We start from the raw sequence: 24,847 nt of genomic DNA on the forward strand, positions 1-24,847 counted from the left end.
TGAGCAAAAGCGTGGAGGACACGATATGGCTAGATTGATCGATTCAGGACCGGGATGCCCAACCCCGACGCCGCTTCGCGCGAAAAACGCAGCTGAAGCACGTGGCCTTGCCTATACCGACGAGATCAAGGCGAAGACCGATGATCTCTATCCGCTTGTGTCTGATTTCATCACCCCCATGGAGTGGCCCGCGATTGCGCCGCTCGTGGCCGAGATCAACCGCCTCAAGGAAGAGAAGAACGCGGTCATTCTCGCGCACAATTACATGACGCCGGATATCTTCCGGCTTGTGGGCGACTTCCGCGGTGACTCCCTGCAGCTGGCCCGCGAGGCCGCCGCCGTCGAAGCCGATATCATCGTCCAGGCTGGCGTCCACTTCATGGCAGAAACGTCCAAGATTCTCGCGCCTCAGAAAACCGTGCTGATCCCGAGCCTGGAAGCAGGCTGTTCGCTCGCCGCGTCGATCACTGGCGCAGATGTGCGCCTGATCAAGCAGCGCTATCCTGACTATCCGGTCGTTACCTATGTGAATACCACCGCTGACGTGAAGGCTGAGTGCCATATCACCTGCACCAGCTCGAACGCCGCGCAGGTGGTCGAAGCCATCGCCAAGGAATGGGACACCGACACCGTTATTCTGGTGCCGGACCAATATCTTGCAAAGAATGTCGCAGCGCAGACCGATATCCGCATCATCACATGGCCGGGGGCCTGCGAGGTGCATGAGCTCTTCAGCGCTGACGATGTTAGCCAGCTGCGCGAAGCCCATCCGGGCGTCGTCATCCTCGCCCACCCGGAATGCCCGCCTGACGTTCTTCAGGCTGCAGACTTTGCAGGCTCCACCTCCGCGCTCGCGAGCTATGTGCAGGACAACAGCCCGAACAAGGTCGTGCTGCTAACTGAATGCTCGATGAGCGACAATGTCGCCGCAGAGAATCCAGGTGTGAACTTCGTGCGCCCGTGCAATCTCTGCCCGCACATGAAGCGTATCACGCTGGAGAACATTCTCGACTGCCTCATCGAGCTGAAGCATGAGGTCGTAATCGACGAAGAGATGCGCGTGAAAGCGAAAGCGGCGATTGATGCAATGCTCGCCTTGCCCAAGACGGACAAGCCGCTTGCCTTCGAAACGGGCCTTGCCCCGCGCGAGATCGAAGTTATTTCGCCAGCCTGACGCCTTGAAAAGGCCGCTTCGGCGGTCTTTTCTGGCCGAATGACACGAAAAGAGCTTCCATGCTGAGCCGCCTGCGCCTTGCCTGCCTGACTGTTTCCTTGCTTGCACTGGGGCCAAACGCCACTGCGCAAGCTGCAGCGGAAAGCGACCCCGGCGACGTGCTCGGCAACTGGACCTTCCAGACCAAGCCCTACCGTGACGGTCAGTGCATCATGTCAGGCACGGCCCGTCTGACCCCTCATCCGGACGAAGGCGTCTATAATTGCGAGCTGACGGCCGTGGAGGTCTGCTCCATGTGGGGCCGGTCCGTAGTCGTACAGAGCTGCAAGGCGCGCCGGTTCAATGAGCAGGTCTCGATCCGCTCCGAAATCGAACAGTTCGTGGAGTCCAAGGCCGAAGGGCTCGTTTATGTCCCAGACAACTTCGCACTGACAGTTCAGGATGGCCGCCGCATGTACGGATCGCTTGTCTCTGCGGCCACTGCGCCGGTTGAGTTTATCCGCGCCGAGGAAGGCATTTCATGATCCGCGCCCGCGCCGCGCTCCTCACTGGCGCACTTGCGCTGGTTGCAGGTCCATCTGCCCTCGGGCAGGAAGACACCCCGCCCGCTGACCCCGTTCTGGCCGGAACATGGGTATTTGAAGCCGATCTCAACGAAGCCTGCACCTTCGATGGCCAGGCCCGCCTCATGCCGACGGAAACCAAAGGCGAATATGGCTGTGAGCTGACCGCCCGTCAGGATTGCCCTGCCATCGATGTCACCTATGTCGTCGAACAGAGCTGCCGCGCCAGCGTTGAGGAGGATGTACTGACTGTGCGTTCCGAGATCCGTAACTTCCTGCAGGGCGAACCATCCGCCTTCTACACGCCGGACAATTTCCAGCTTCGCATCGAGTCGAAGTCCCGCATGGACGGCGTGCTTGTTGGCGCCGATATCTACCCCGCCGTCTGGCAGCGCGCCGACGGGGCCATTTCCTGAGCCGCCGGGGACGCAAGACCATGACGCACACCCGATTACTGAAAGCCGGTCCACCGGCTGGCGACCGTGATATCCTGATCGTTGGCGCTGGCCTCGCAGGGCTTTTTCTTGCGTTGCGCCTTGCCCCCCGCACATGCACCGTCATTGCACCCGCGCCACTTGGTGAAGCGGCCTCATCGGCCTGGGCACAGGGCGGGCTCGCCGCTGCACTCGATCCGCTTGATACCGCCGACGCCCATGCCCGCGATACGGTCGCAGCCGGATCCGGCCTGGTCGATCCGGTCATAGCGCAGCTCATCGCGGAAGAAGGCCCCGCCCGCGTTCTTGATCTCATTGAACTTGGCGTCCCGTTTGACCGCACGCCAGAGGGCGCGCTGTCGCTCTCGCTAGAAGCGGCACATTCTGTCCCGCGCGTTGCCCGCGTTGCTGGCGACCTTGCCGGCAAGGCCATCATGGGCGCGTTGACCACGGCCGTTCAGGCGAGCAGCCACATCAACCTCGTTGAGCCTTACCGCGCCGTAGGCCTTCTTCAGGATGACAATGGACGCGTCGCCGGAGTTATCGCGCGTAACGCCAAGGGCGGGCTCGCCCCTATGACCGCCCGCGAAACTGTCTTCTGCACGGGTGGATCGGGCGGTCTGTTCCGCGTCACCACCAACCCACCTGAATCGCGCGGTGACGCCCTCGCCATGGCCTGGAATGCAGGCGCGCTTGTCGCCGATACTGAATTCGTCCAGTTCCACCCCACCGCCATGGATGTCGGCCTCGACCCGGCGCCGCTCGCCACCGAAGCCCTGCGCGGTGAAGGCGCAGTACTGCGCGATGGTAAAGGTGAGCTGTTCATGGCCCGCTACCATGAGAAGGCAGAGCTCGCGCCTCGCGATGAAGTCGCGCGCGCCATCGACAGCGAAATCAAGGCTGGCCGCGGCGCGTTCCTAGATGCGACCGTAGCCGTCGGCGATGATTTTCCAGCCCATTTCCCGACCGTGTTCGCTGCCTGCATGGCCGCGGGTATCGATCCACGTGAGGCCCCGATCCCGGTCGCGCCTGCCGCGCACTACCATATGGGCGGCGTCGTCTCCTCCACCTGGGGCCGGTCTTCGCTGGAAGGTCTTTCTGTCTGTGGGGAGTGCGCCTCGACCGGCGCCCATGGCGCAAACCGGCTGGCGTCGAACTCCCTTCTCGAGGCCGTCGTTTTCGCCGCCCGGATTGCCGAACGCCTGACCAGCAGTGAGCTTGGCAATCCTGAACACTCGCGCGCCGAAGTTCCCAACGAGCTTGCCCCCGATGACCTTCTCTCACTTCGCCGCGCCATGGCGTCGAAGTGCGGCGTGGTTCGCAATGGCAAGGACCTTCAGGACCTCGTCTACATGATCGATGAGCAGATCGAGGCACACGGCCCCGTTCATGCCCTTCAGGCCTCTCGGCTTATCGCGTCCGCCGCGCTCGCCCGCGAAGAAAGCCGCGGCGGCCACTTCCGGCGTGACTTCCCCGATGCTGGGCCTGTCGCCTCCCGCTCTTTCCTGGAAACGCCTTCGCGCACAACTGCAAAGGAGGCTGTCTGATGCCTGTCCCTCCCCCACTTCCAGACCTCGTGCTGGATTCGATCGTCCGGCTCGCCCTGACTGAAGATCTCGGACGGGCCGGTGACCTCACCACGGACGCGACCATCGCCCCCGGCACAGAGATGAGCGCGCAGATCCGCGCGCGAAAGCCGGGCATTCTCGCCGGCATGGACGCCGCCGCATATGCGCTGAAACTGGTGGACCCGTCAGTGTCGCTCGATATCTCGATCCATGATGGCGGCAAGCTTGAGCCTGGTGCTGTTATTGCGACTCTGTCGGGATCAGCCCGCTCCATCCTGACAGCAGAGCGGACCATGCTGAACTTCCTCGGCCGCCTTTCCGGCATTGCGACGCTGACCGGGACATTCGTTGCAAAAGTTGCCGGCACCAATGCCACGATCGTCTGCACGCGCAAGACCACGCCCGGTCACCGCGCGGTTGAGAAGCGCGCCGTGCGCTGCGGTGGTGGTACGTCTCATCGCTATGGTCTCGACGACGCAATCCTGATCAAGGACAACCATATCGCCGCTTGCGGCTCGATCCCTGAAGCGCTGAAGCGCGCGCACGCCTATGCAGGCCATCTGCGCATGATCGAGATCGAAGTCGATACGCTCGCCCAGCTTGAGGAGGCCCTGCCCCACAAGCCGCATGCGGTCCTCCTGGACAATATGGACAATGAAACACTCCGCAAGGCCGTCGCCATGATTGATGGGGCCTGCAAGGCCGAAGCCTCCGGCGGGGTCAACCTCGATACGGTCGCCGCTATCGCAGAAACCGGGGTCGACTATATTTCCGTCGGCGCGCTCACTCACTCTGCGTCAAACCTTGACGTGGGCCTCGACGTCGCTTGAAGGTGCGCCCTGCTAAAACGGCCCATAACTGAAGTGGGGCGGAACCGGAGGAAGTTCACCGATGCCCAAAGCAGCAGGCCGCAAGAGTATCTTTATAACGGGCGCCGCATCCGGCATCGGCAAGGCAACGGCAAAGCTGTTTGCCGACCGCAGCTGGTTTGTCGGCCTGTACGATATCGACCAGACTGGCCTCAAAGCCATCGCCGAGGAAATCGGAGAGGACAATTGTGTCTGGAAGAAGCTGGACGTGCGATCCCGCGAAGACTGGACCGCTGGTATGGAGCACTTTTCAGAGGCCACAGGCGGCAAGCTGGACGTGCTGTTCAACAATGCTGGTATTGCGCGTCATGGCTGGTTCGAGACCGTTCCCGGTGAAGACAATGACCTCATGGTCGATATCAACGTCAAAGGCGTGCTGAACGGCGTTGGCGCTGCCCTGCCCCTGCTCCGCAACACACCGGGCGCGCGCATCGTCAACACGGCGTCTGCGGCGGGCGTCGTCGGCGGGCCGCAAATGGCTGTCTATTCAGCGACCAAGTTCGCCGTTCGCGGCCTGACTGAAGCGCTGGATGTCGAGTTTTCGAATATCGGTATTCGAGTCACGAGCCTCATGCCATGGCTGATCGATACGCCGATCCTCGACATGTTCTCTGGCGACCGGTCGAACGCGAAGATAAGCGATGAGCTGCGTGAGCAGGGCCAGGATGTCTATCCGGTCGAGCTTGCTGCTGAGCGCGCCTGGGACGCGGCCCATGGCGAAGAAGTTCACTATATGGCCGGCAAGCGCGCGCAACAGGTGAGGTTCGCCCAACGGTTCATTCCCGGACGCCTGCGTCGTCAATTGATGAAAAACCTCCCGGCGCGCGACTAGGCTTGCCGCCTAGTCTTTCACGCGGGCGATGGCGAGACCGTCATGGCCCTTGATGCCGACCTGCTGGAGCACGATCGCCTCAAGATCGGGGTCGCTGGCAAGCGCCTGGTTGAACGCCGCTGCACCGATGGCATTCGGGTCGACCTGTGACGGCTCGAGGACTGCGCCTTCGCGCACGACATTATCGGCGACGATCAGGCCGCCCTTCCGCAACAGGCGTTTGGCCTGTTTCAGATAGGCAGGATAACCGTCCTTGTTGGCATCAAGGAAGACAAGATCGAAGCTTGGCTCCAGCGCGCGCATTTCATCGAGGCCGCGCCCTTCGACAATCTCGACCTTTTCCGACAGGCCCGCATCCTTAACCGTCTCACGCGCGACGGAAACATGGGCCGCATCAAGCTCAACCGAGATCAGCTCACCATCCTTTGGCAGGGCGCGCCCAAGCCAGACGGTCGAATAGCCGCCCAGCGTGCCAATCTCCAGAATGCGTTTCGCGCCGATCATCTTTGCCAGAAGATATATCAGCTTGCCTTGGCCTGATGAGACCTGGATCTCCGGCAACCCGGCTTTCTGCGCACGCTCGACAGCACGCGACAGAATTTCATCATCCGCGGCAAAAAGGCTGTTGATATAGGTGTCTACGGCTTCGAAAAGCTGGGTCGCGGACATATGGGTCCTTTATGGAGCCGGGCTGAGGACGTTCAGCGACTGTGCGTTGAGGTCCTGCGTCGTGGTCGACGTGTCGATCGTCATGATGGTCGCGTCGGCGCCGCCCTCTTCCGTCCGTGCCATGGCAAGGCGTGCGCGCTCTGCCGCTTTCGCACTCGCCCATTCGGCGCCTCGCGGGAAACGATAGAAAATGTGGGTACCAATACGCGAAGTGCGGATCAGACCCGAATTCCAGACCGGGTTCACATAGGTTGCGTGATAGTGCGTCGCGCCGCCCGTACGTGGCTCATCGAGGTCGAGATAGACATGCGCGGCGATGGACTTTGCCGCTTCCCAGCGTGAGCCGCGCGGCGTGCGCGCCATGGCGCCATCGCAGGTGAAGGTGAACTGGCAGCCCGTTGTGCGGGTTGCGCCCTGATAGACGACGCCGCAAGCCGAGTTCGGATAGCGGTGATCGCGCACGCGGTTCATGATCACTTCAGCGACAGCGATCTGGCCCTGCGTGGATTCCGAGCGGGCCTCATAATAGACGGCCTCTGCGAGACACTTCATCTGCGCGCTCATTTCTTCTGCGCGCTTGAGGTGTGCTGGCTCAAAGCTCTTCATTCCGGCGAGGACAGCCGCATCGCGCTCTAGCGCGCCATAGCGGTTAGTCGCAGAGTCAGGGTCGCGCTCGAGTGAATATTCGACATTGCGCAGCCATTCATGCTGCATCACGGCTGGCGCGGCCGGGTCAGCGCGAACCGCATCACCCGCATCCTTAGCCTGGGCAAAGCGCAGCGTCTGCTCACGGAAATCAGCTTCGGCTTCTTTCTGCGTATTGGCAGAAGAAATCGTAGGCAGCGCGAAGGTCAGGCCGAATGCACAGGCACACACCATCGCCGCGCGAGATACTGCGGAGCGTTGTTCTGCATCGCTCTTTGCAAGCCACCAACGGCGTGCACGCGCGCGAAGCGAAGTGTTCGCAATGAATTGCGAACTTTGCTGTCTGGTCCTGAGTGACATTTCTGTCCCCCTGTTAAACCCGGCTCAGTCTTCTATGAACGCAGAATTCAGGCCGAATTTGGCCCACACCTGCTGCCTGAGGCCGGTATTTCTTCCGGTTCCGATATTGGACGACGGGCGGCTATATCAACGATATCGTCGCGGTAAAGACTTACATTTCTGTTATGAATGGAACCTGACCGCATCACGAACCAGGCGCCGTGATTTTCTGTGCCGTGAAATATGCTGGATTATCAGCACCTTCCGAAGCGGGCTGACCAAGGCGTGAGCAGGCTGCAAAAAAAGGCATGTTGCCGGGAGAACACAGTTCCCCCGGCTCAGCTTTTAGCGCTCACCTACCCGATTTTCGATTCGTTTCAGGCAGGTCTTACTTGTTCAGTGCCGCATGCGCAGCGGCCAGCCGGGCGATCGGCACGCGGTAAGGCGAGCATGATACATAGTCGAGACCAAGGCTGTCGCAGAACATGACAGATGCCGGGTCACCGCCATGCTCACCGCAGATGCCGAGCTTGATATCGGGCCGTGTCTTGCGGCCACGCTCAGCGGCCATCTGGACAAGCTCGCCCACGCCGGTCTGGTCCAGCGTCACGAATGGGTCTTTCTCGTAGATACCCTGCTCTTCATACGCCTTCAGGAAGCGAGCCGCGTCATCGCGCGAAATGCCCAGCGTCGTCTGCGTTAGGTCATTTGTCCCGAATGAGAAGAAGGCCGCCGATTCCGCGATCTTGCCGGCCTGCAGACAGGCGCGTGGCAGTTCGATCATCGTGCCGACCAGATACTCAAGCTCTGTGCCCGTCTCGCTGAAGACAGCCTTTGCCGTGGCATCGACCTTGGCCTTCAGGATGTCGAGCTCCTTCTGCGTCGCGACCAGCGGGATCATCACTTCCGGAACTGGCTTGTAGCCCGTTTCCTTGGCGACCTGGACAGCCGCTTCAAAGATGGCACGGGCCTGCATCTCATAGATTTCAGGATAGGTGATACCCAGGCGACAACCGCGGTGACCAAGCATGGGGTTGCTTTCGTGCAGCTCATTCGCCTGACGCTTCAGCGTATCGACACTGACACCGGCGGACTTGGCGACTTCCGCCATCTCGTCTTCCGAATGCGGCAGGAATTCGTGCAGCGGCGGGTCGAGCAGGCGGATCGTGCACGGGCGATCTTCCATGATGCGGAAGATCTCTGCGAAGTCGCCGCGCTGCATTGGCAGCAGCTTGGAGAGGGCGGCTTCACGGCCCTTCTTGTCTTCCGCCAGGATCATGGAGCGCACGACAGGGATACGCTCTGCATCGAAGAACATATGCTCGGTCCGGCAGAGGCCGATGCCTTCGGCGCCGAAATTCTTGGCCGTCTCGACGTCTGCTGGCGTTTCGGCATTGGTGCGCACTTTCAGGCGGCGCGCGCGGTCTGCCCATTCCATCAGCTTGCCGAAGTCGCCAGACAGGTCCGGCTGGACCATGTCGATCGCGCCGACGAGCACTTCGCCTTCAGCGCCGTCGATGGTGACCACGTCGCCCTTCTTGAACTCGCGTCCGCCAGAGCGGAATACGCCCTTGGCCGGGTCGATCTGCAGCGTGCCTGCGCCGCAGACACATGGACGGCCCATGCCGCGGGCGACAACGGCTGCGTGCGAGGTCATGCCACCACGAGAGGTAACGATGGCGCGCGCGGCGTGCATGCCGTGAATGTCTTCCGGGCTGGTCTCGACGCGCATCAGGATGACGTCTTCGCCCTTCTCGGCGAGTTCTGCCGCCTCGTCGGAATCGAAGACGACCTTGCCGACAGCCGCCCCGGGGCTGGCTGGCAGGCCCTTCACGATGACGTCGCGCTTGGCGTCCGGTGCGATGGTCGGGTGAAGTAGCTGGTCGAGCTGGCCTGGCATCAGGCGCAGGACGGCTTCTTCCTCATTGATCAGACCTTCGCTGGCCATGTCGACAGCGATCTTGAGCGCTGCTGCTGCCGTGCGTTTCCCGTTACGGGTCTGCAGCATGTAGAGCTTGTTGTCCTCGACCGTGAACTCGATGTCCTGCATGTCGCGGTAGTGGCTTTCCAGCGTGTTGGCGACCTCCACCAGCTCTTCATAGACTTTCGGCATCGCCTCTTCGAGCGGCGCCTCATCAGAGCCCAGCGCATCGGCGCGTGAGCGTGAGATCGGCGCAGGCGTGCGGATACCGGCAACGACGTCCTCGCCCTGCGCATTGATCAGGAACTCGCCATAGAAAGTCTTCTCGCCGGTGGACGGGTCGCGGGTGAACGCAACGCCGGTCGCAGACGTGTCGCCCATATTGCCGAACACCATGGACTGGACGTTCACCGCCGTACCCCATTCGGCCGGGATGTCGTTGAGCTTGCGATAGAGGATCGCGCGGTCATTCATCCAGGAACCGAACACAGCCGTGATCGCGCCCCAGAGCTGTTCCCGTGGATCGTCCGGGAAGGGCTTGCCAAGCTGCTTCTTCACCGCCGCCTTGTACTGGACAATGATTTCCTTCCAGTCGTCAGCCGTCATTTCAGTGTCGAGCTGATAGTCCTGACGCTCCTTATAGTCGTCGAGAATGTGCTCGAAGACGTCATGCTTCACGCCGAGGACGACGTTGGAATACATCTGGATGAAGCGGCGGTAGCTGTCATAGGCGAACCGCTCACCGGCCTTCTTGGCGAGGCCCTGGACGGTGATTTCAGAGAGACCAAGATTGAGGACCGTGTCCATCATGCCCGGCATGGACGCGCGTGCGCCCGAACGCACGGAAACGAGGAGCGGATTGTCAGCGTCGCCGAACGACTTGCCGGTTTCTGCCTCGACAGCTTTCAGCGCCGCATCGACTTCCGCATCGAGGCCGCCCGGATAGGTTTCGCCATTGTCGTAATAGGCGGTGCAGACAGCGGTGGTAATCGTAAAGCCCGGCGGCACAGGCAGGCCAAGCCGTGCCATCTCGGCAAGGTTGGCGCCTTTGCCACCCAGCAGGTTCTTCATCGAGGTATTGCCGTCTGCCGATCCCCCGCCGAAGGAATAGACCCATTGTTCCTTCGACATTTGCTGAGCGGTGTCACCCATGACTTTCATTCTCCAGTCTCTGTCCTGCCTGTCTGGCCAGTGGCCAGTCGTGCGGCATCCTCTGTAAGGCGATATCGCCCCGGTTCAAAGGAAACCAGTAAATTTAACTGCGGTAGTCTCACGCCAAGCGCCTGCGTATCGTCAAGCCTTGCAGGAGTCACGCCGAAGCGTTCCGCAATGTCCGGATTCAGACGTTTCTCCCGGATTTCTTTCAACTTGAAGTCTCTTGTGCCGAAACGACTGTGAAGATCAGCCACATAGGCGCGGTCACTGTCTGAAATGACGCCGGGGCCGCGGCCCTGTGCATCGAATATCGCGCGTGCCTGCCGGGAAGGCATATTGATCAGGCAATAGCCGACAAAGACGATCACGCCGACAATGAAGACGATGACGATCATGGCACCCTTGCGACCTTCTGCCTCTCTGGATCAGCCCGCAATCTTCGAGAAATCGGCCACACGGAACAGCGCAGCGCGAATCGATGTGAGCAGGCGAAGACGGTTCGCGCGAAGCTTTTCGTCGTCGGCATTCACCGTCACGCCATCAAAGAACGCATCGACCGGTCCGCGAAGTTCCGCAAGCGCCGCCATCGCCGCCGCGAAGTCTTCTGCCTGAAGCGCCGCATCGGCGCGGGAAACGGCAGTCTCGATAGCGGCATGAAGCGTGCGCTCTTCATCCTGCTCGAACAGGGAGGCGTCGACATCGCCTTCAACGGCCGCGCCATCCTTCTTCTGTTCGGCTTTCAGGATGTTCGCCGCGCGCTTGTAGCCCGCAAGCAGGTTAGTCCCATCCTCAGTCTCAAGGAAAGCCGCCAGCGCCTCGACCCGTTTCACGATCAGGACGAGGTCGCCCTCACCAAGAGCAAAGACCGCATCAATGAGGTCATGCCGCGCGCCCTGGTCACGAAGGTGTTGTTTCAGACGGTCAGCGAAGAACTCTGCCAGATCGCCAAGAACGCCGCCGTCTCGCTCAATAAACTGATGCGGCGCGTCACGGATATCGAGATTGTAGAGCTTGCCCGTTGGCGGATCGTAGGCTTCCTCTTCCCACATCTCCTCGACGTCTTTTGCCGTGAGAACGGGGTTACCTTCCGCTGAGAAGAAACGGTTCTCCAGAGCCGCTGCCCATGCAGCATTCTTCTGGGTGAAAGCGATGTAAAGCGCCTTGTTGAAAACGTGGCCGAATGCCTTGGCGACAACAACATCGGTCTCCGACTCGGACCGAAGGTCTAGGCGCACATTATTCTCCAGAATGATCCGCACGACACCCAAAGCCGCGCGGCGCAGCGCGAACGGATCCTTCGACCCTGTCGGCTTTTCATCAATCGCCCAGAAGCCAACCAGCGTATCGAGCTTGTCGGCAAGTGCCACAGCAATCGCGACCGGCTCTGTTGGCACGGCGTCAGACGGCCCTTGCGGTTTGTAGTGCTCAGCGATGGCGGTCGCGACAGCATCGGTCTCGCCCTGCTCGCGCGCATAATAGCCGCCCATCACGCCCTGTAGTTCAGGGAACTCGCCCACCATGCCGGAGACCAGATCTGCCTTCGCAAGGCGCGCGGCACGTTCGGCCATGTCCGGATCCGCACCAACCTTCGGCGCAAGCTCACGCGCAAGCGCAGCAACGCGCTCTACCTTGTCGGCGATCGTGCCGAGCTCTTTCTTGAAGTCGATGGTCGCGAGCTTTTCGGCCATCTTCTCCAGCGGGGTCGACTTGTCCTGCTCCCAGAAGAAGCGCGCATCATCGAGGCGTGCAGACAGGACCCGCGAGTTACCCGCCGCAATCGACTTGCCGCCATCGCTGGCTTCGATATTGGCGACGACGACAAAATTCGGCGCAAGCTCGCCCGTTTCCGGGTTGCGCACGGCGAAGTATTTCTGATGTGTGCGCATCGACAGCTGCACGACTTCAGGCGGCAGTGACAGGAAGGCCGGGTCCATCTCGCCCAGAATGACGACCGGCCATTCGGCAAGGCCCGTCACCTCTTCGAGCAGACCCTTATCCTCAACCAGCTCCAGCCCGGCCTGCGCGCAGACCATGTGCGCCTGATCCTCAATCAGGAGGCGACGGTCCTCTCGGGCAATGGCGACAAAGCCCTTCTCCTGCAGCGTTTCTTTGTATTCGGCATAGGAAGAGACCTTGAACGGTCCGCGCCCATGGACGCGGTGGCCTTCGGTTTCATTGCCGGATTTCAGACCGTCGATCTCCAACTCGACGGTCTTACCATTGAAGACACAGAGGATGCGCTGCAGAGGGCGCACCCAACGCAACTCACCGCGGCCCCAACGCATGGATTTTAGCCAGTGAAAGCCGCGTACGATCTCTGGCACGAGCCCTGCAATGATGTCTTCCAGCGGACGACCCGGGATTTCGCGCACGGCGACATAGAAATCGCCTTTCTTGGGGTCGCTCCGCACCTGCGCCTCATCGATCGAGGAGAGCCCTGCCCCGCGCAGGAATCCCTCGATCGCCTTTTCCGGCGCATCCGTCTTCGGGCCCTTCTTCTCTTCGCTGACATCGGCCGACTTCTCCGGCAGGCCCGAAATCGCCACCATCAGGCGGCGCGGCCCGGACCGGGCGACCACATCGCCGTATGCAACGCCAGCCTCGCTCAAACCCTTGGTCAGCGCATCGCGCAGGTCGGCTTCGGCCTTCGCCTGCATGCGTGCCGGGATTTCTTCGGAAAGGAGTTCGAGAAGGAGTTCAGCCATAAGTGGTTCGGTCCGGGAATTCAGGGGCGAGAAAGTTCAGTGAAAGGGGATGTGGCGCAATGTGCTAGACGCCGCAATCGCCCTTGATGCGCATGCGTTCGGTTGTTGCCGGTTCGATGATGGCCATCGTGCCCGTATAATTAGTGTATTCTGGCCCGCTTTCGGCTTCCTTCACCTTCAGCTCGACAAGAATGCGCCGATCATCGGAGCGATAGCGCCAGGTCTCAAGACCCTCATCATTTTTGGTCCGGTCGGCCGGCTGGAAAGCAAGCTCTTCCTCATTGATCATGATGCGCGCCGATGGGGTCTCGCCGGCATCCTCGCCCAGGAAAACGAAGCGCCAGGTCGACGGATCATCATAGACAAAAGTGTGCGCCGCCTGCGTGAAGCTGCAATACGCCTCACTGTCCGGGGCATGAATGGTGCCGATCTGAAGCGCCTGCGGGTCACGGTCTGCCACCTGCCGGACTTGCGGCGACGGCTCCTCGACCGACTTCTTGAACGCATTGCTGGCTTCAGGCTGGGCGCGCTCGCCGCCGCAAGCCGCCGCAAGGACAAGTGCGCCCACCAGAAGAATCGCATTCCTCATGTTCGAACCGGTCTTGGTCATCATTCTCTCCTGATGGTCTGGCGCATATGCACCTAAGACCAGTGCGCCCTAAACGGCAGCTCGTTCTGCTTCCTGCTCGGCCCATTTCTCGGCAGCGCCGCGGGCCAGATCGCGCACCCGGGCGATGAAGGCCTGACGCTCCGTAGGCGAAATCGCGCCGCGCGCATCGATCAGGTTGAAGACGTGACTGGCTTTCAGCGCATAGTCATAGGCTGGCAGCGGCTTGCCTGCTTCGCGTAGTGCGGTGGATTGTTTCTCGCAGCCGGAGAACCAGGTCTGCAGCATCTCCACATCGGCCAGTTCAAAGTTGAAGGCCGACTGCTCGATCTCGTTCTGCAGGAAGACATCGCCATAGGATAGCGGGGTCTCAGACGCCGGGTCGTTGAAGGGCAGGTTGTAGACATTGTCGACGCCGAACACATACATGGCGAGGCGTTCGAGGCCGTAGGTCAGCTCACCCGAGACAGGGAAGACATCGAGCCCGCCGACCTGCTGGAAATAGGTGTACTGGCTGACTTCCATCCCGTCGCACCAGACTTCCCAGCCAAGCCCCCATGCGCCAACGGTCGGGTTCTCCCAGTCATCCTCGACAAAGCGGATATCGTGGACGGTCGGGTCGATACCGATTTCATAGAGCGAGTTGAGATAAAGGTCCTGAAGGTCTGCCGGGTTCGGCTTCAGGATAACCTGAAACTGGTAATAATGACCCAGACGGTTCGGGTTCTCACCATAGCGCGCATCGGCCGGGCGGCGCGATGGCTGCACATAGGCGGCGCGCCAGTCCTTTGGCCCCAGAGCGCGCAGCACGGTCGCCGGGTGTAGCGTGCCGGCGCCGACTTCCATGTCATAAGGCTGCAGGATCGCGCAGCCTTGCGCGGCCCAATAGGCTTGCAGGCGCAGGATCAGGTCCTGGAAGGAAGCGGGTTTCTCGCGGGCAACGGGTGCGGTCATGCTAGGGCTCAGCCGGTTGAGTTGGCGTCGTGGTTCTGGTCACTCCGCCTAGCGCCACCTGCCCGAATTCGCAACTGCGGCACGGCCGTCCTGGCCAGCGACAAGCAGCGGGGCTTATGCCAACAATAGCAAAGCCCGCTTGGTGAGCGAAGTCGAACCACGCGGGGCACCAGACGCTAACTCCAGTCCAGCCCAGCTTCTGATCGCGCAATACGTTCCAGAAGCTCGGTGCGCTCACCGCCCTTTCCGGTATAGATATTTATCCCGGCCAGCAGGCGCATCGGGCCGGACCGTAGCCCCTTCCGGGCACGCACGATCACCCGCTTTGCATCTTCGCCGGGAAAGGATCGGACAGGCAGGACTTCAATCTGGCCGGTGCGCCGCTCAATCAGCGACAGGATACGCGCTAGCTCTGAGGCGCGGTGGATCATGACAAAGCGGCCCTTCGGCTTCAGCACGTGCAGCATCCGCCCGATCCAGTCTTTCAGCGGTACTGTCTCCAGATAGGCGTCGGCCTTGCCCTCACCCGGAGAAGTGATCGACCCGCCGCGAAAAAAGGGCGGATTGGAAAAGCAAAGATCAAAGCGGTTCTCGATGGCGTCAGACAGCTCGCTGACATCCTGGAGCTCAATCGACATGCGGTCGCCAAACCCATTCGCCTCGACGCCAAGCCGCGCGAGGCCGGCAAGACGCGCGTCGCGCTCATAGCCGGTAAAGCGCATCTTCTTGAGGCGATAAGCTGCTGGCAGGAGCGCCCCGCCTGCCCCGCAGCCAAACTCGGCCGCGTCGCCCGTCATTTCAGGATCAAGCGCCGCCGATAGAAGTACACTGTCCGTCCCGGCGCGAAACCCGCGCCGTGGCTGGTAGACTTTCACCAGCCCGCCAAGGAAGGCGTCTTCCGTGACGTCGCCTTCAGCCATCCTGGTCCAGTTCGTTCAGCGCGCGGCGCGCCGCATCTGCATCATCTTCGTGTACAACGACACGAACTGGCACCAGAGGGCCGCGACCATCGATATAGGCGGTATGCTCATCAAGCACGAACACCTCAATCCCGGCCTCGGAAAGCAGGTGTCTGATATAGCTCAGCTTGACGGGATCATTGGTGCGGAACACTTCTTCCATGACATGTCCCTTCACTGCTGCGGTCCTGTACCGCATCGCTGGACCGCGGACGTATTCGTATGCATATGACCTAGTCAATTGAGCTTAGCAGGAAATCTTTGTGTCTACACCAGCGACAGCGCGCGAAACTTCCAGCCGGTCATCCGTCGTCGAACGTCTGAGCGGCATGCTCGAAAAAGACCTCGCCGCGGTCGAGACCCTGCTCAACGCCAAGGCTGCAAGCCCCGTCGATATTATCCCTGCCATGTCAGAGCATATCGTGTCGGCGGGCGGCAAACGCCTGCGCCCGATGATTACGCTCGCCGCTGCGCAGGCTGTCGGCACGGCCAATCCATCGACCCATTCGCTGGCGGCTGCGGTTGAGTTTATTCACACCGCGACCCTGCTGCACGATGATGTGATCGATGAGAGCGACCTTCGCCGCGGCAAGCCTGCCGCCAAGTCGATCTGGGGTAATTCTGCTTCCATCCTCGTTGGCGACTTCCTGTTCGCGCGTGCCTTCACGCTGATGGTGGAAACCGGCTCGCTCGAAATTCTCGATATCCTCTCGAACGCCTCGTCTGTGATTGCAGAGGGCGAAGTTCGCCAGCTCGCCGCGCAAGGAAAGCCGGACCTTCCAACCGAAGACTATCTCGCCATCATCGAAGCCAAGACCGCTGCCTTGTTCGAAGCAGCCGCCCGCGCGGGCGCGATTTCCGGTGGCGGCGCTGACCACGCCGCAGCCCTCGCAAGCTATGGCAAGAATCTCGGCCTCGCCTTCCAGATTGTCGACGATGTTCTCGACTATGGCGGCACGACCTCTGTCATCGGCAAAGTGGTTGGCGACGATTTCCGGGAGGGCAAAATTACCCTGCCCGTCATCATCGCCCGCCGACGCGGCCGCGCCGAAGACCAGGCCTTCTGGGCCCGCGCGCTCGACCTCGACAAGCAGGAAGAAGGCGATCTTGCCCGCGCGATCCATCTCATCCGCACGACCGGCGCAGCCGAAGCGACGATTGCCGAAGCCGAAGCCTATGTCGGTCTTGCAAAGTCCGCGCTGTCGACCCTGCCGGACACGCCATGGCGCGCCCTTCTCGGTGAGCTTGCCGACTTCTGTATCCGGCGCGTCAGCTGAAGACAGGCGTGGGTCATACCGGCATTCTGCGACACCGGCAGAAACACCGTCCATACACCGTCACTGCACCGTCAAAACACCGTGGTCAGCCAGCAAACCAGTTCTAGCTTGAAGGCCGATAATCCCGAAAGGATTGCCGCATGAAGTTCACTCAGACCTCAGCCGCCGCCCTCTCCGTACTGGCGCTTGCATCCTGCGCCGCAGTCGAAACAGAGCCGGCACAGACCTACGAGATCTCTGACGCTGACCAGGCGGCCGTCAACGCGAAAAAGTATGAAATTCTGGGCATTAGCCCGGAAACGGCGAATGATTTCGAGCTTTCTGACGCCGCCCTCGCCACCGCCGTCCGCGGCCCCGACAACGCCCCCGTCGGGCCGCTCGCCTATGCCTCTCCCGGCGAAGCGGTCAAGGCAGGCGACATGGCCGCCTTCGTTGCGGCCATGAAACTCAGCATCGAGCGAAACGACGACAACGTCCCGTTCGCCTCTGCCATAAGCTCCATCGATGCTGCCGCAGCGGGTGATTATGACCGCGCCAAGGAACTGGCGGATATAGCGGCGGAAAGTACAGAGCTGACCTTGCTCGGCGGCTTCCTGAAAGCCTGGTACTTCGCGCTTGAAGGCGATTTTGACGCCGCGATTGATGCTGAACTTGAGGTCGGATCAAGGCTCCCCGGCCTGACAGGTGACCTGTCTCTCGCCGCCATGCTGGAAGCGGCGGGCCGTGAGGAAGAAGCCCTCGCCGTCTATTCCGCCATCACCCCGTCAGAGATCAAAGCGCCAGAGCACCAGTTCGATCCGCAGTCGATCCTGTTCAGCCATGTGCGCCTCGTCATCTCGCGTCAGGCCCTCCTCCTGCGCCGTCTCGGCCGCGTGGAAGAAGCGGTGGAACTCTACCAGCGCCTCGCCGAAGCCGAACCAGAACGCGCCACTACTTATGCGGCAGCGATTGAACAGATCGAGACGGGCCGCGGCCTCGACAATGACCCCCTTGATGCGAACACAGCCTTCGCGCGCACCATGGCGGACTATTCGCTGGCCCTCGCCTATCAGCGGATGATCCGGTCAGCTTTTGCAGGCCAGCAGGCATCCGGTTTCGACGATACAAAGGCGGCTTTTGATCAGCTGGCGCTGCTCATTGATCCCGATAATGAAGACCTGCGTCTCGCCGTCATCGCAGATCTCTATGACGAGACACTGTTCGAAGCCGCACTCCACGTCGCTGAGGTCGCGCCGGAAGAAACCGCCTCTCTGCAACTCGCCAAGGCACAATCTCACGTGCGCATGGAGCAAGCGGGCGAAGCGCGCGCCGCCTTGGGCCGCGCACTTGAGCTTGCTGATGAAGACGAAGAGCTCAGCACGACATCGAGCGCGATGCTGATCTACGCCCTGCTTGGCGAGCAGGAGAGCGCGAGCGAATTGGCCGAAACGACGCCGGACCTTGCCCAGACAGATGCTGAAAAAGCGAGCGCCCACTCGACCAGCGCCACCATCTATTCCCAGTTCGGCAACTTTGAACGCGCCCTCTTCCATGCCCGTGCCGCCCGCGAACTGGACGACACGCATGAGCGGCGCATGGCGCTTGCCAATGCGATGGCGGACGCTGGCGAGGTGAACGAGGCGCTGCAGCTCATCCGGGCCGAAGCGCTCCGCCGACCGAACGACCCTTATATGCTCAACACGCTCGGCTATTTCCTGATCGAGAATACCGAACAGTATTCAGAAGCCTTCCGGGTGCTCGCCCGCGCCAATGCGCTTGCGCCAAATGACCCGTATATCGCCGACAGCTATGGCTGGGCCCGCTACCGGCTTGGCGACCTTGAGGGCGCGGCCCGCTATATCGAACAGGCCCGCCGTCTGCTTGAGCCCAATATCCATTGGGAAATCGAAGACCATCTCGGCGACATCTACTGGCATCTGGACCGCGAGGACGAGGCGCGCGCGGCATGGGAAAGGGCACTGACCGACTATCCACGCGAGGAAACCCGGCAGAACCTTGTCGAGAAGTTGGAAAACGGCCTTGAAGGCGCGCCGCCAGAAAAGCAGCCCCTGCCTGATATCTCACTCGGCGACGACCAGGAAGTGAACCGCCAAGACATCTGATCACTTGTCCACATTGCATGACGGTAATGTGACCCGGTTTTCCTAGGAAAGTCCGGTCATGCCGGGTAAGGTAAAAACCGGGTTCGGTTATTCCGTAGGATCATGATCAAGAAGCGCCATCTTTCAGCTGTATTGACCGCCGCCTCCGTGTTTTTGGCGGGCTGCTCATCCATGCCCGATTATGGTCTCGCCCTTTCTGAACGGTTCCAGAGCTCCGAGACGGAAACCAAGGAGAAATTAGCCAAGCCGAAGGCCCTCGCCTCGACGAATGAGTTCAGCGATTTCCTGATTGCCCGTTATGCCTCGCTCACGAACGATCCGCAGCAGGCGGCGCAAAGATATGCCGGTGTTGCGCTTTCCATTCCGGGCGACACATCGATCTCAGAGCGCGCAGTCTTCTCCGCTCTGCTCGCCAATGATTTCGATCTTGCCCTCTCAGTTGCCAAGAGTGCAGACGAAACGGTGCTGAGCCAGTCGAGCCTTCCACGCCTGACGCTTGCGGCGCATGCCATTAGGTCTGGTAACTATGACGCTGTCCCCGCCCTGACGGGCCGGGAGCGGTCTGGACCTTTCTACGCACTCGTCCTTGGCTCGCTCGAAGCCTGGTCGCTGTTCGGAAAAGGCGATCTTGGACCGGCTGAGCTCACCCTTCTCGATGCCGCTGGCGAAGACCCTTACCTGCGCGACATCATGCTGAATTCGCTGGCCCTGATGGAAATCGCGGCCAGTCAGGACGAACAAGCGCTCGAGACGCTCGGTTTTCTCGAAGGCAATCTCGCACTTACCGCGGCCGCGGCTGAAAGCTATGCGCGCCTGCTAGCGAGTCGCGGCGAAGAGGCCCACGCGATCAACGTCCTTTCAGTGTATCTCGAACAGGTCGGCTACAGCCCCGCCATTGAGGATACGCTGAACCGGATCGCCGCCGGTGAACAGCTCCCCGTCAAGCGGCTGACCGCCGCTGAAGGCGCGGCGCTCTCGATCTATGTGCCGGCTGCTGCGCTTGCGGCGCAGTCCACTGATGACTTGCCGGGCGTCTACTATTCCATCGCACTGGAACTCGATCCGCAGCTGCACGCAGCGCGCGCCCTCTTTGCCGACGCGCTGGACCGTTCGGGCCGTAGCGGCGACGCCATCGACATGCTGCGCGCCATCCCGGACGCCTCGCCCTATCATGTGACGGCAATTGGCCAGCTTGCATGGGCGCTGCATCGCACCGGTATGGATGACGAGGCATTGTCGCTCGCCATGGAAACGCTGTCGGAAGATCCCGAACGCGACCTCAAGATCCAGATCGCCGACCTTCTGACCTCGCTGGAGGCAGACGAAGAAGCGCTCACTGCATTCACCGAAGTTATCTCCGGTGACGAGGCACAAGGCGTCGGGGACTGGCGGCTCTACTATGCGCGCGGCACGCTGAATGAGCGGCTTGGCAACTGGCCGGATGCCGAAACAGATTTCCTGACGGCAAAGGCGCTGAACCCGTCCTCACCGGAAGTCCTGAACCACCTCGGCTATAGCTGGGTCGATCGCGGCCTCCATCTGGAGCGTGGCATGGACCTCATCCGACAGGCGCTGTCGCTGCGTCCCAATAGCGGGGCGATCACGGACAGTCTGGGCTGGGGATATTACAAGCTCGGCGACTTCGATCAGGCTGTCTATTATCTTGAACTCGCCGCCGAGATCGAACCCGACCTCGCCGAAATCGTCGACCACCTTGGCGATGCCTACTGGATGACGGGACGTCGCACCGAAGCCCGCTTCCAATGGGAAAAGGCGCTCACGCTTCTCAACGACGACGAACAGGAAATCCGGAAGATCGAACGCAAGATGCTGACCGGCCCTGAAACACAGGCGGCCAGCCGGGATAACTGATGCTGGCTCCGGCCAAGATAAACCTCCTGCTCCATGTCGGAGCCGTTAAGGAAAATGGTCGGCATCCGCTGGATAGCCTCGTCATGTTTGCAGGCCCCGAAGCGTCTGACCGGGTCGAGGCCCGGCAGGCGACTAGCCTGAGCCTCCAGTTAGATGGCCCCTTCGCCGCGCCTGAGCTCGCGACCAGCGAGAACCTCGTCCTCAAAGCTCTATCGGCTTGCGCGATCCGCGGGCTTCGCGTGCCGCCGCTTGCCATCACGCTATACAAGAACATTCCTGTCGCGGGCGGGCTTGGCGGCGGGTCGGCTGATGCCGGTGCCATGCTGCGCCAACTGGTGAAGCTGGGCACGATAACAGACCAGATCGCCTGGACGCTGGCAGCGAGCCTCGGCGGCGATGTGCCTGCCGCCTATGTCTCGCAGGCCTGCCGGATGCAGGGTGAAGGTGAAACAGTAAGACGGCTGAACGGTCTGCCTGATCTGCCGACGCTGCTCGTCAATCCAAACATCCCCTGCCCAACGGGCCCTGTCTTCCAGACCTTTGACGAGCAGAGCGGAAACCCCGGTCTCTCACCACTGGATCTGCCAGCCTTTGAGCGCCCGCCGGAAATGATTGCCTGGCTGCGCACGCATAGCCGAAATGACCTTGAGGCGCCCGCCATCCGGCTGGTGCCTGAAATTGAAGGCGTACTGGACGCCATCAGGGGCCTGCCGGGTTGCGCCCTGAGCCGCATGTCAGGGTCGGGAGCGAGTTGTTTTGGCCTTTTTGAGAGCCGCGGCGACCTTGTCGCTGCCGCAGGCACGCTGAAATCGCTATATCCGCACTGGTGGGTGGCTCCCACACTTCTCAAAGGCGGCTAGGATCGGCGAATGCCTGAGCTGATTCTCTATCCGGCCATCTGCCTTCTGGCGGGACTTGTCTCTTATTACGTGTGCCAGCTCAGCCGGAAATGGCGTGTGCTCGACATGCCGGATGGCCAGCGCAAGTTTCAGACAGCGCCCGTGCCGCGTCTTGGCGGCGCAGGCATTCTGGCCGGTTTCTTCGCCGTGATTCTTCTTGCGGGTATCCTCCACGCTGTGAACCCGGTCTGGCTCGGCAACGACTTTCTGCCTGGTGGTGTTGGTGCCGTGGCCGTGGCGCTGGCGGCAAGTCTCGGCTTCGCGGCGATCGGCGCAGCCGATGATGTCAGCGACCTCAATGCCGTGCTCAAACTTGTTCTATTGCTTGCTGTCTGCATCGGTGCACCGCTGCTCGGCGTCGCCGTGCCAGCGCTCGACAGCCCGTTCGGCGATCTGACGACGCCTGCCCTGATGATTGCGGGCTCTGCGCTCTGGCTGCTTGTCTTCACCAATGCTGCCAACTTCATGGATGGTAGCAACGGCCTCGCGATTGGTGTCCTCGCCTTCATGTTTGCCGGACTTGGTGCATCACTGTTGCTGGGCGAGGCGGGCCGCTTTCCGCCCGGCCTGATCGCGATTATCGCGGCCAGTGCAGGCTTCCTCATCATCAATATGCGCGGGCAGATCTATGCGGGTGACATCGGCGCTTTCGGAGTCAGCGCACTGTTTGCAACGCTCGCCATCATTTCAGGCCTGTCGGTCTGGACAATCGCGACGCTCGCCCTTCCCATCCTGATCGATACGCTGATGACACTCGTCTTGCGGGCCAAGCGCGGCGAGAGTCTGTTCACGGCGCACCGCGACCACGCCTATCAGGCCCTCATCAAGACAGGCTGGAGCGCCTGGGAAGTTGCCATTCTCTGGTGGGGTCTTGCTTCGGCTTGCGCGGCTGGCGCTTCAATCGGGGCTGCTGGCGGCGGCGCCCTGCCCTTTGCCCTCTTCATTTGTCTCGCCATTCCGCTCACCGTCGGCTGGGTCACGGTTCAGCGATCTTGCGGCCAGATGGGCACGCGCCTCGTCCAGGTTTAACCGGCGGATACCCGCGCCGGGCCGCCAGGTGAATGCCATTAACATGCCGAACATAACAAAGCCGCCACCGGCCGCGAGCGCAAACAGCTCCATGCCGCGCCGCGCTTCCTGAGAGAGCGCCATGCCAGCTATGCCCGCCACAATCATGGCGAGGCCCAGCAGGAACAGGCTCCAGCGGGAACCGCCCCCGACGCCAACCTTCATCGTGACGTCTGGCTTGACCTCGGCAACTTCACCCACGATCGCAGAGCATAGAGCAAGAAACGCCTCGCTATGGCTGTCACCGCGCGGGGCGTTACAGCTGATACGGTGCTGACTATTGCTGGTCTCAACATCCAGCCAGGCGCTGTGCGTCTGCCGCACGCTGAGCTCACCAAACTGTAGGCCGGTGACATTGGCGAAGCTCAGATAGAGCTCACCATTGCAGGTCAGCATGCCGCTATCGACAGTCCAGTTGTCCCGCCCTCTCAGGAGGGCGGGTTTGAATTCAAAGCTCTGCACATCGCGCTCCTGTTCAGGAAGCGAACCTACATATTCGGATAGGCTGGTCCGCCGCCGCCCTCAGGCGTCACCCAGTTGATGTTCTGGTTCGGGTCCTTGATATCGCACGTCTTGCAGTGAATGCAGTTCTGCGCGTTGATCTGGAAGCGTGGCTCCTTGCCCTCTTCCTCAACCCATTCATAGACGCCAGCCGGACAGTAACGCTCGGATGGGCCAGCGAACACGTCATGCTCTGAACGCTTCTGCAGCTCCATATCCTTCACGATCAGGTGCACCGGCTGATCTTCAGCATGATTGGTGTTGGTGAAGGACACGTTCGTCAGCTTGTCGAAGCTGAGCTTGCCGTCCGGTTTCGGGTATTCGATCTTGCGGCACTGGTCCGCTGGCTTCAGATACTCATGGTCAGCCTTCTTGTGGCTGAGCGTTGGCAGATAGCCAAAGCCGAAGAGGTAGCGCAGCCACATGTCCGGCATGGCCAGAACAGCACCCGCCAGCGTGCCATAGCGACTGATCAGCGGCTTGGAATTGCGGACCTGCGAGAGATCCTTGTAGACCCAGCTATCCTTGTAGGCGGTCTCATAGGTTTCAAGCGTATCGCTCTGGCGACCTTCGCGTACGGCCTCGACGGCTGCTTCAGCTGCAAGCATGCCGGTCTTCATTGCGTTGTGAGAGCCCTTGATGCGCGGCAGGTTCACGAAACCAGCCGAACAGCCGATCAGTGCCCCACCCGGGAAGGCGAGTTTTGGCACAGACTGGACACCGCCAGATGTAATCGCGCGTGCGCCGTAAGCAACGCGCTTGCCGCCTTCGAGGAACTTGCTGATGTCCTGGTGGTGCTTGTAGCGCTGGAACTCCTGATACGGAGACAGCCACGGGTTCTTGTAGTTCAGGTGGACCACATAGCCGACGGAGACATAGTTCTCGCCACCTTCAGAGAAGTGGTAGAGGAAGCCGCCGCCATTGCCGTCCTTGTCCTGGACCGGCCAGCCAAAGGTGTGCTGGACATAGCCTGCGCTGAATTCAGGGTGGTCTGCCGGGACCGACCAGACTTCTTTCAGGCCGATGCCGTATTTCTGCGGGTCACAATCGGCTTCGAGGTCATACTTGGCCTTGACCTGTTTGGTCAGCGAACCGCGGGCGCCTTCAGCGAAGAGGACGTATTTGCCAAGCAGTTCCATGCCAGGCTCATAGTCACCCTTGTGGCTGCCATCGGCCGCAATGCCCATGACGCCGGCGACGACGCCTTTGACTTCGCCGTTCTCGCCGTAGACGACGTCGGACGCAGCAAAGCCCGGGAAGACCTGAACGCCGAGATTCTCGGCTTCCTCACCGAGCCAGCGGGTGACGTTCGCGAGCGAGCCGGTGAAACAGCCATGATTGTGCATGAAGGGCGGGAAGCCGAAGGTCGGCATACCCATGGAGCCTTTCGGGCCGAGCAGCTTGTACTTGTCGGCGGTGACTTGGGTATAGATCGGCTTGTTATCGCGATCGCGCCAGTCAGGGATCAGCTCATCAAGGGCCTTTGGATCGAGCACGACGCCGGAAAGGATATGTGCGCCGATCTCGCCGCCCTTTTCCAGCACGACGACTTCAAGCTCTTCGCCAGCTTCATTGGCAAGCTGTTTCGCCCGGATCGCAGCGGACAGGCCTGCAGGCCCGCCACCAACGATTACCAGGTCGAATTCCATCGATTCGCGTTCCACCGCTTCGGTCATATCTTGTCTCTCCCGGCTGAGGCCACGTGTGATAGCCCGCTTTGTACATGTTCGCAGT

At 61.1% G+C, this 24,847-nt stretch carries 21 protein-coding genes; 11 read left to right on the forward strand and 10 right to left on the reverse strand.

Annotation, left to right across the window (positions count from 1 at the left end):
- The first annotated feature begins 25 nt into the window (after window positions 1-25).
- The 6 genes from nadA to O4G74_RS10020 all read left to right on the forward strand — a co-directional run bounded on the left by nadA (window position 26) and on the right by O4G74_RS10020 (window position 5,440).
- Window positions 26-1,174, forward strand: coding sequence for a quinolinate synthase NadA (gene nadA / locus O4G74_RS09995; protein WP_269402465.1), 1,149 nt, complete (start codon window positions 26-28; stop codon window positions 1,172-1,174).
- A gap of 59 nt (window positions 1,175-1,233) precedes the next feature.
- Window positions 1,234-1,698 (forward strand): hypothetical protein, encoded by a 465-nt coding sequence (locus O4G74_RS10000; RefSeq protein WP_269402466.1) that lies wholly within the window; start codon window positions 1,234-1,236, stop codon window positions 1,696-1,698.
- Window positions 1,695-2,153 carry a hypothetical protein gene (locus O4G74_RS10005; RefSeq protein WP_269402467.1) on the forward strand — a complete coding sequence of 153 codons (459 nt, stop codon included), beginning with the start codon at window positions 1,695-1,697 and terminating at the stop codon, window positions 2,151-2,153. Before O4G74_RS10000 ends, O4G74_RS10005 begins: the two co-directional genes overlap by 4 nt.
- 20 nt (window positions 2,154-2,173) lie before the next feature.
- On the forward strand, window positions 2,174-3,718 hold the full coding sequence (locus O4G74_RS10010) for an L-aspartate oxidase (protein WP_269402468.1): 1,545 nt from the start codon (window positions 2,174-2,176) through the stop codon (window positions 3,716-3,718).
- Window positions 3,718-4,569 (forward strand): carboxylating nicotinate-nucleotide diphosphorylase, encoded by an 852-nt coding sequence (gene nadC / locus O4G74_RS10015; RefSeq protein WP_269402469.1) that lies wholly within the window; start codon window positions 3,718-3,720, stop codon window positions 4,567-4,569. The genes O4G74_RS10010 and nadC overlap by 1 nt, the downstream gene beginning before the upstream one ends.
- Before the next feature lie 61 nt (window positions 4,570-4,630).
- Window positions 4,631-5,440, forward strand: a complete 810-nt coding sequence (locus tag O4G74_RS10020) for an SDR family oxidoreductase (protein WP_269402470.1) — start codon at window positions 4,631-4,633, stop codon at window positions 5,438-5,440.
- A 9-nt stretch (window positions 5,441-5,449) separates the two neighbouring features.
- On the opposite strand, the gene O4G74_RS10025 is transcribed toward O4G74_RS10020, so the two are convergent.
- The 9 genes from O4G74_RS10025 to O4G74_RS10065 all read right to left on the reverse strand — a co-directional run bounded on the left by O4G74_RS10025 (window position 5,450) and on the right by O4G74_RS10065 (window position 15,572).
- Complete coding sequence (locus tag O4G74_RS10025; protein ID WP_269402471.1) at window positions 5,450-6,109, reverse strand: O-methyltransferase; 660 nt, start codon at window positions 6,107-6,109, stop codon at window positions 5,450-5,452.
- A 9-nt stretch (window positions 6,110-6,118) separates the two neighbouring features.
- Window positions 6,119-7,114 carry a cell wall hydrolase gene (locus tag O4G74_RS10030; RefSeq protein ID WP_269402472.1) on the reverse strand — a complete coding sequence of 332 codons (996 nt, stop codon included), beginning with the start codon at window positions 7,112-7,114 and terminating at the stop codon, window positions 6,119-6,121.
- Window positions 7,115-7,481: 367 nt separating this feature from the next.
- Complete coding sequence (gene ppdK / locus O4G74_RS10035) at window positions 7,482-10,166, reverse strand: pyruvate, phosphate dikinase (RefSeq protein WP_269402473.1); 2,685 nt, start codon at window positions 10,164-10,166, stop codon at window positions 7,482-7,484.
- 5 nt (window positions 10,167-10,171) lie between these two features.
- Window positions 10,172-10,564: a hypothetical protein gene (locus O4G74_RS10040; protein WP_269402474.1), complete on the reverse strand. Its 393-nt coding sequence runs from the start codon at window positions 10,562-10,564 to the stop codon at window positions 10,172-10,174.
- 30 nt (window positions 10,565-10,594) lie between these two features.
- The gene (glyS, locus tag O4G74_RS10045; RefSeq protein WP_269402475.1) at window positions 10,595-12,874 is read right to left on the reverse strand and encodes a glycine--tRNA ligase subunit beta; all 2,280 of its coding nucleotides are present in this window, start codon (window positions 12,872-12,874) and stop codon (window positions 10,595-10,597) included.
- 64 nt (window positions 12,875-12,938) lie between these two features.
- A complete protein-coding gene (locus O4G74_RS10050) occupies window positions 12,939-13,484 on the reverse strand; it encodes a hypothetical protein (protein WP_269402476.1) in 546 nt (181 codons plus the stop codon).
- A 48-nt stretch (window positions 13,485-13,532) separates the two neighbouring features.
- On the reverse strand, window positions 13,533-14,435 hold the full coding sequence (locus O4G74_RS10055) for a glycine--tRNA ligase subunit alpha (RefSeq protein ID WP_269402477.1): 903 nt from the start codon (window positions 14,433-14,435) through the stop codon (window positions 13,533-13,535).
- 176 nt (window positions 14,436-14,611) lie between these two features.
- A complete protein-coding gene (locus O4G74_RS10060) occupies window positions 14,612-15,355 on the reverse strand; it encodes a tRNA1(Val) (adenine(37)-N6)-methyltransferase (protein WP_269402478.1) in 744 nt (247 codons plus the stop codon).
- Window positions 15,348-15,572, reverse strand: a complete 225-nt coding sequence (locus O4G74_RS10065; RefSeq protein ID WP_233350357.1) for a DUF2007 domain-containing protein — start codon at window positions 15,570-15,572, stop codon at window positions 15,348-15,350. The genes O4G74_RS10060 and O4G74_RS10065 overlap by 8 nt, the downstream gene beginning before the upstream one ends.
- A 151-nt stretch (window positions 15,573-15,723) precedes the next feature.
- Here O4G74_RS10065 and O4G74_RS10070 point away from each other — a divergent pair, with 151 nt between their 5' ends.
- From O4G74_RS10070 to O4G74_RS10090, 5 genes are all read left to right on the forward strand, one after another.
- Window positions 15,724-16,671, forward strand: a complete 948-nt coding sequence (locus O4G74_RS10070) for a polyprenyl synthetase family protein (RefSeq protein ID WP_419715393.1) — start codon at window positions 15,724-15,726, stop codon at window positions 16,669-16,671.
- Between the two features lie 140 nt (window positions 16,672-16,811).
- Entirely contained in the window at window positions 16,812-18,773 is a 1,962-nt protein-coding gene (locus tag O4G74_RS10075; RefSeq protein WP_269402480.1) for a tetratricopeptide repeat protein, read from the forward strand.
- A 171-nt stretch (window positions 18,774-18,944) separates the two neighbouring features.
- Window positions 18,945-20,645 carry a tetratricopeptide repeat protein gene (locus O4G74_RS10080; protein ID WP_269402481.1) on the forward strand — a complete coding sequence of 567 codons (1,701 nt, stop codon included), beginning with the start codon at window positions 18,945-18,947 and terminating at the stop codon, window positions 20,643-20,645.
- Window positions 20,645-21,505, forward strand: coding sequence for a 4-(cytidine 5'-diphospho)-2-C-methyl-D-erythritol kinase (locus O4G74_RS10085; RefSeq protein ID WP_269402482.1), 861 nt, complete (start codon window positions 20,645-20,647; stop codon window positions 21,503-21,505). Before O4G74_RS10080 ends, O4G74_RS10085 begins: the two co-directional genes overlap by 1 nt.
- Before the next feature lie 9 nt (window positions 21,506-21,514).
- Window positions 21,515-22,573: a glycosyltransferase family 4 protein gene (locus tag O4G74_RS10090; protein ID WP_269402483.1), complete on the forward strand. Its 1,059-nt coding sequence runs from the start codon at window positions 21,515-21,517 to the stop codon at window positions 22,571-22,573.
- 527 nt (window positions 22,574-23,100) lie between these two features.
- On the opposite strand, the gene O4G74_RS10095 is transcribed toward O4G74_RS10090, so the two are convergent.
- The gene (locus O4G74_RS10095) at window positions 23,101-24,789 is read right to left on the reverse strand and encodes an electron transfer flavoprotein-ubiquinone oxidoreductase (protein ID WP_269402484.1); all 1,689 of its coding nucleotides are present in this window, start codon (window positions 24,787-24,789) and stop codon (window positions 23,101-23,103) included.
- Window positions 24,790-24,847 lie beyond the last annotated feature (58 nt).

Source organism: Henriciella marina (genome assembly GCF_027213945.1).
GTDB classification, from domain to species: domain Bacteria; phylum Pseudomonadota; class Alphaproteobacteria; order Caulobacterales; family Hyphomonadaceae; genus Henriciella; species Henriciella marina_A.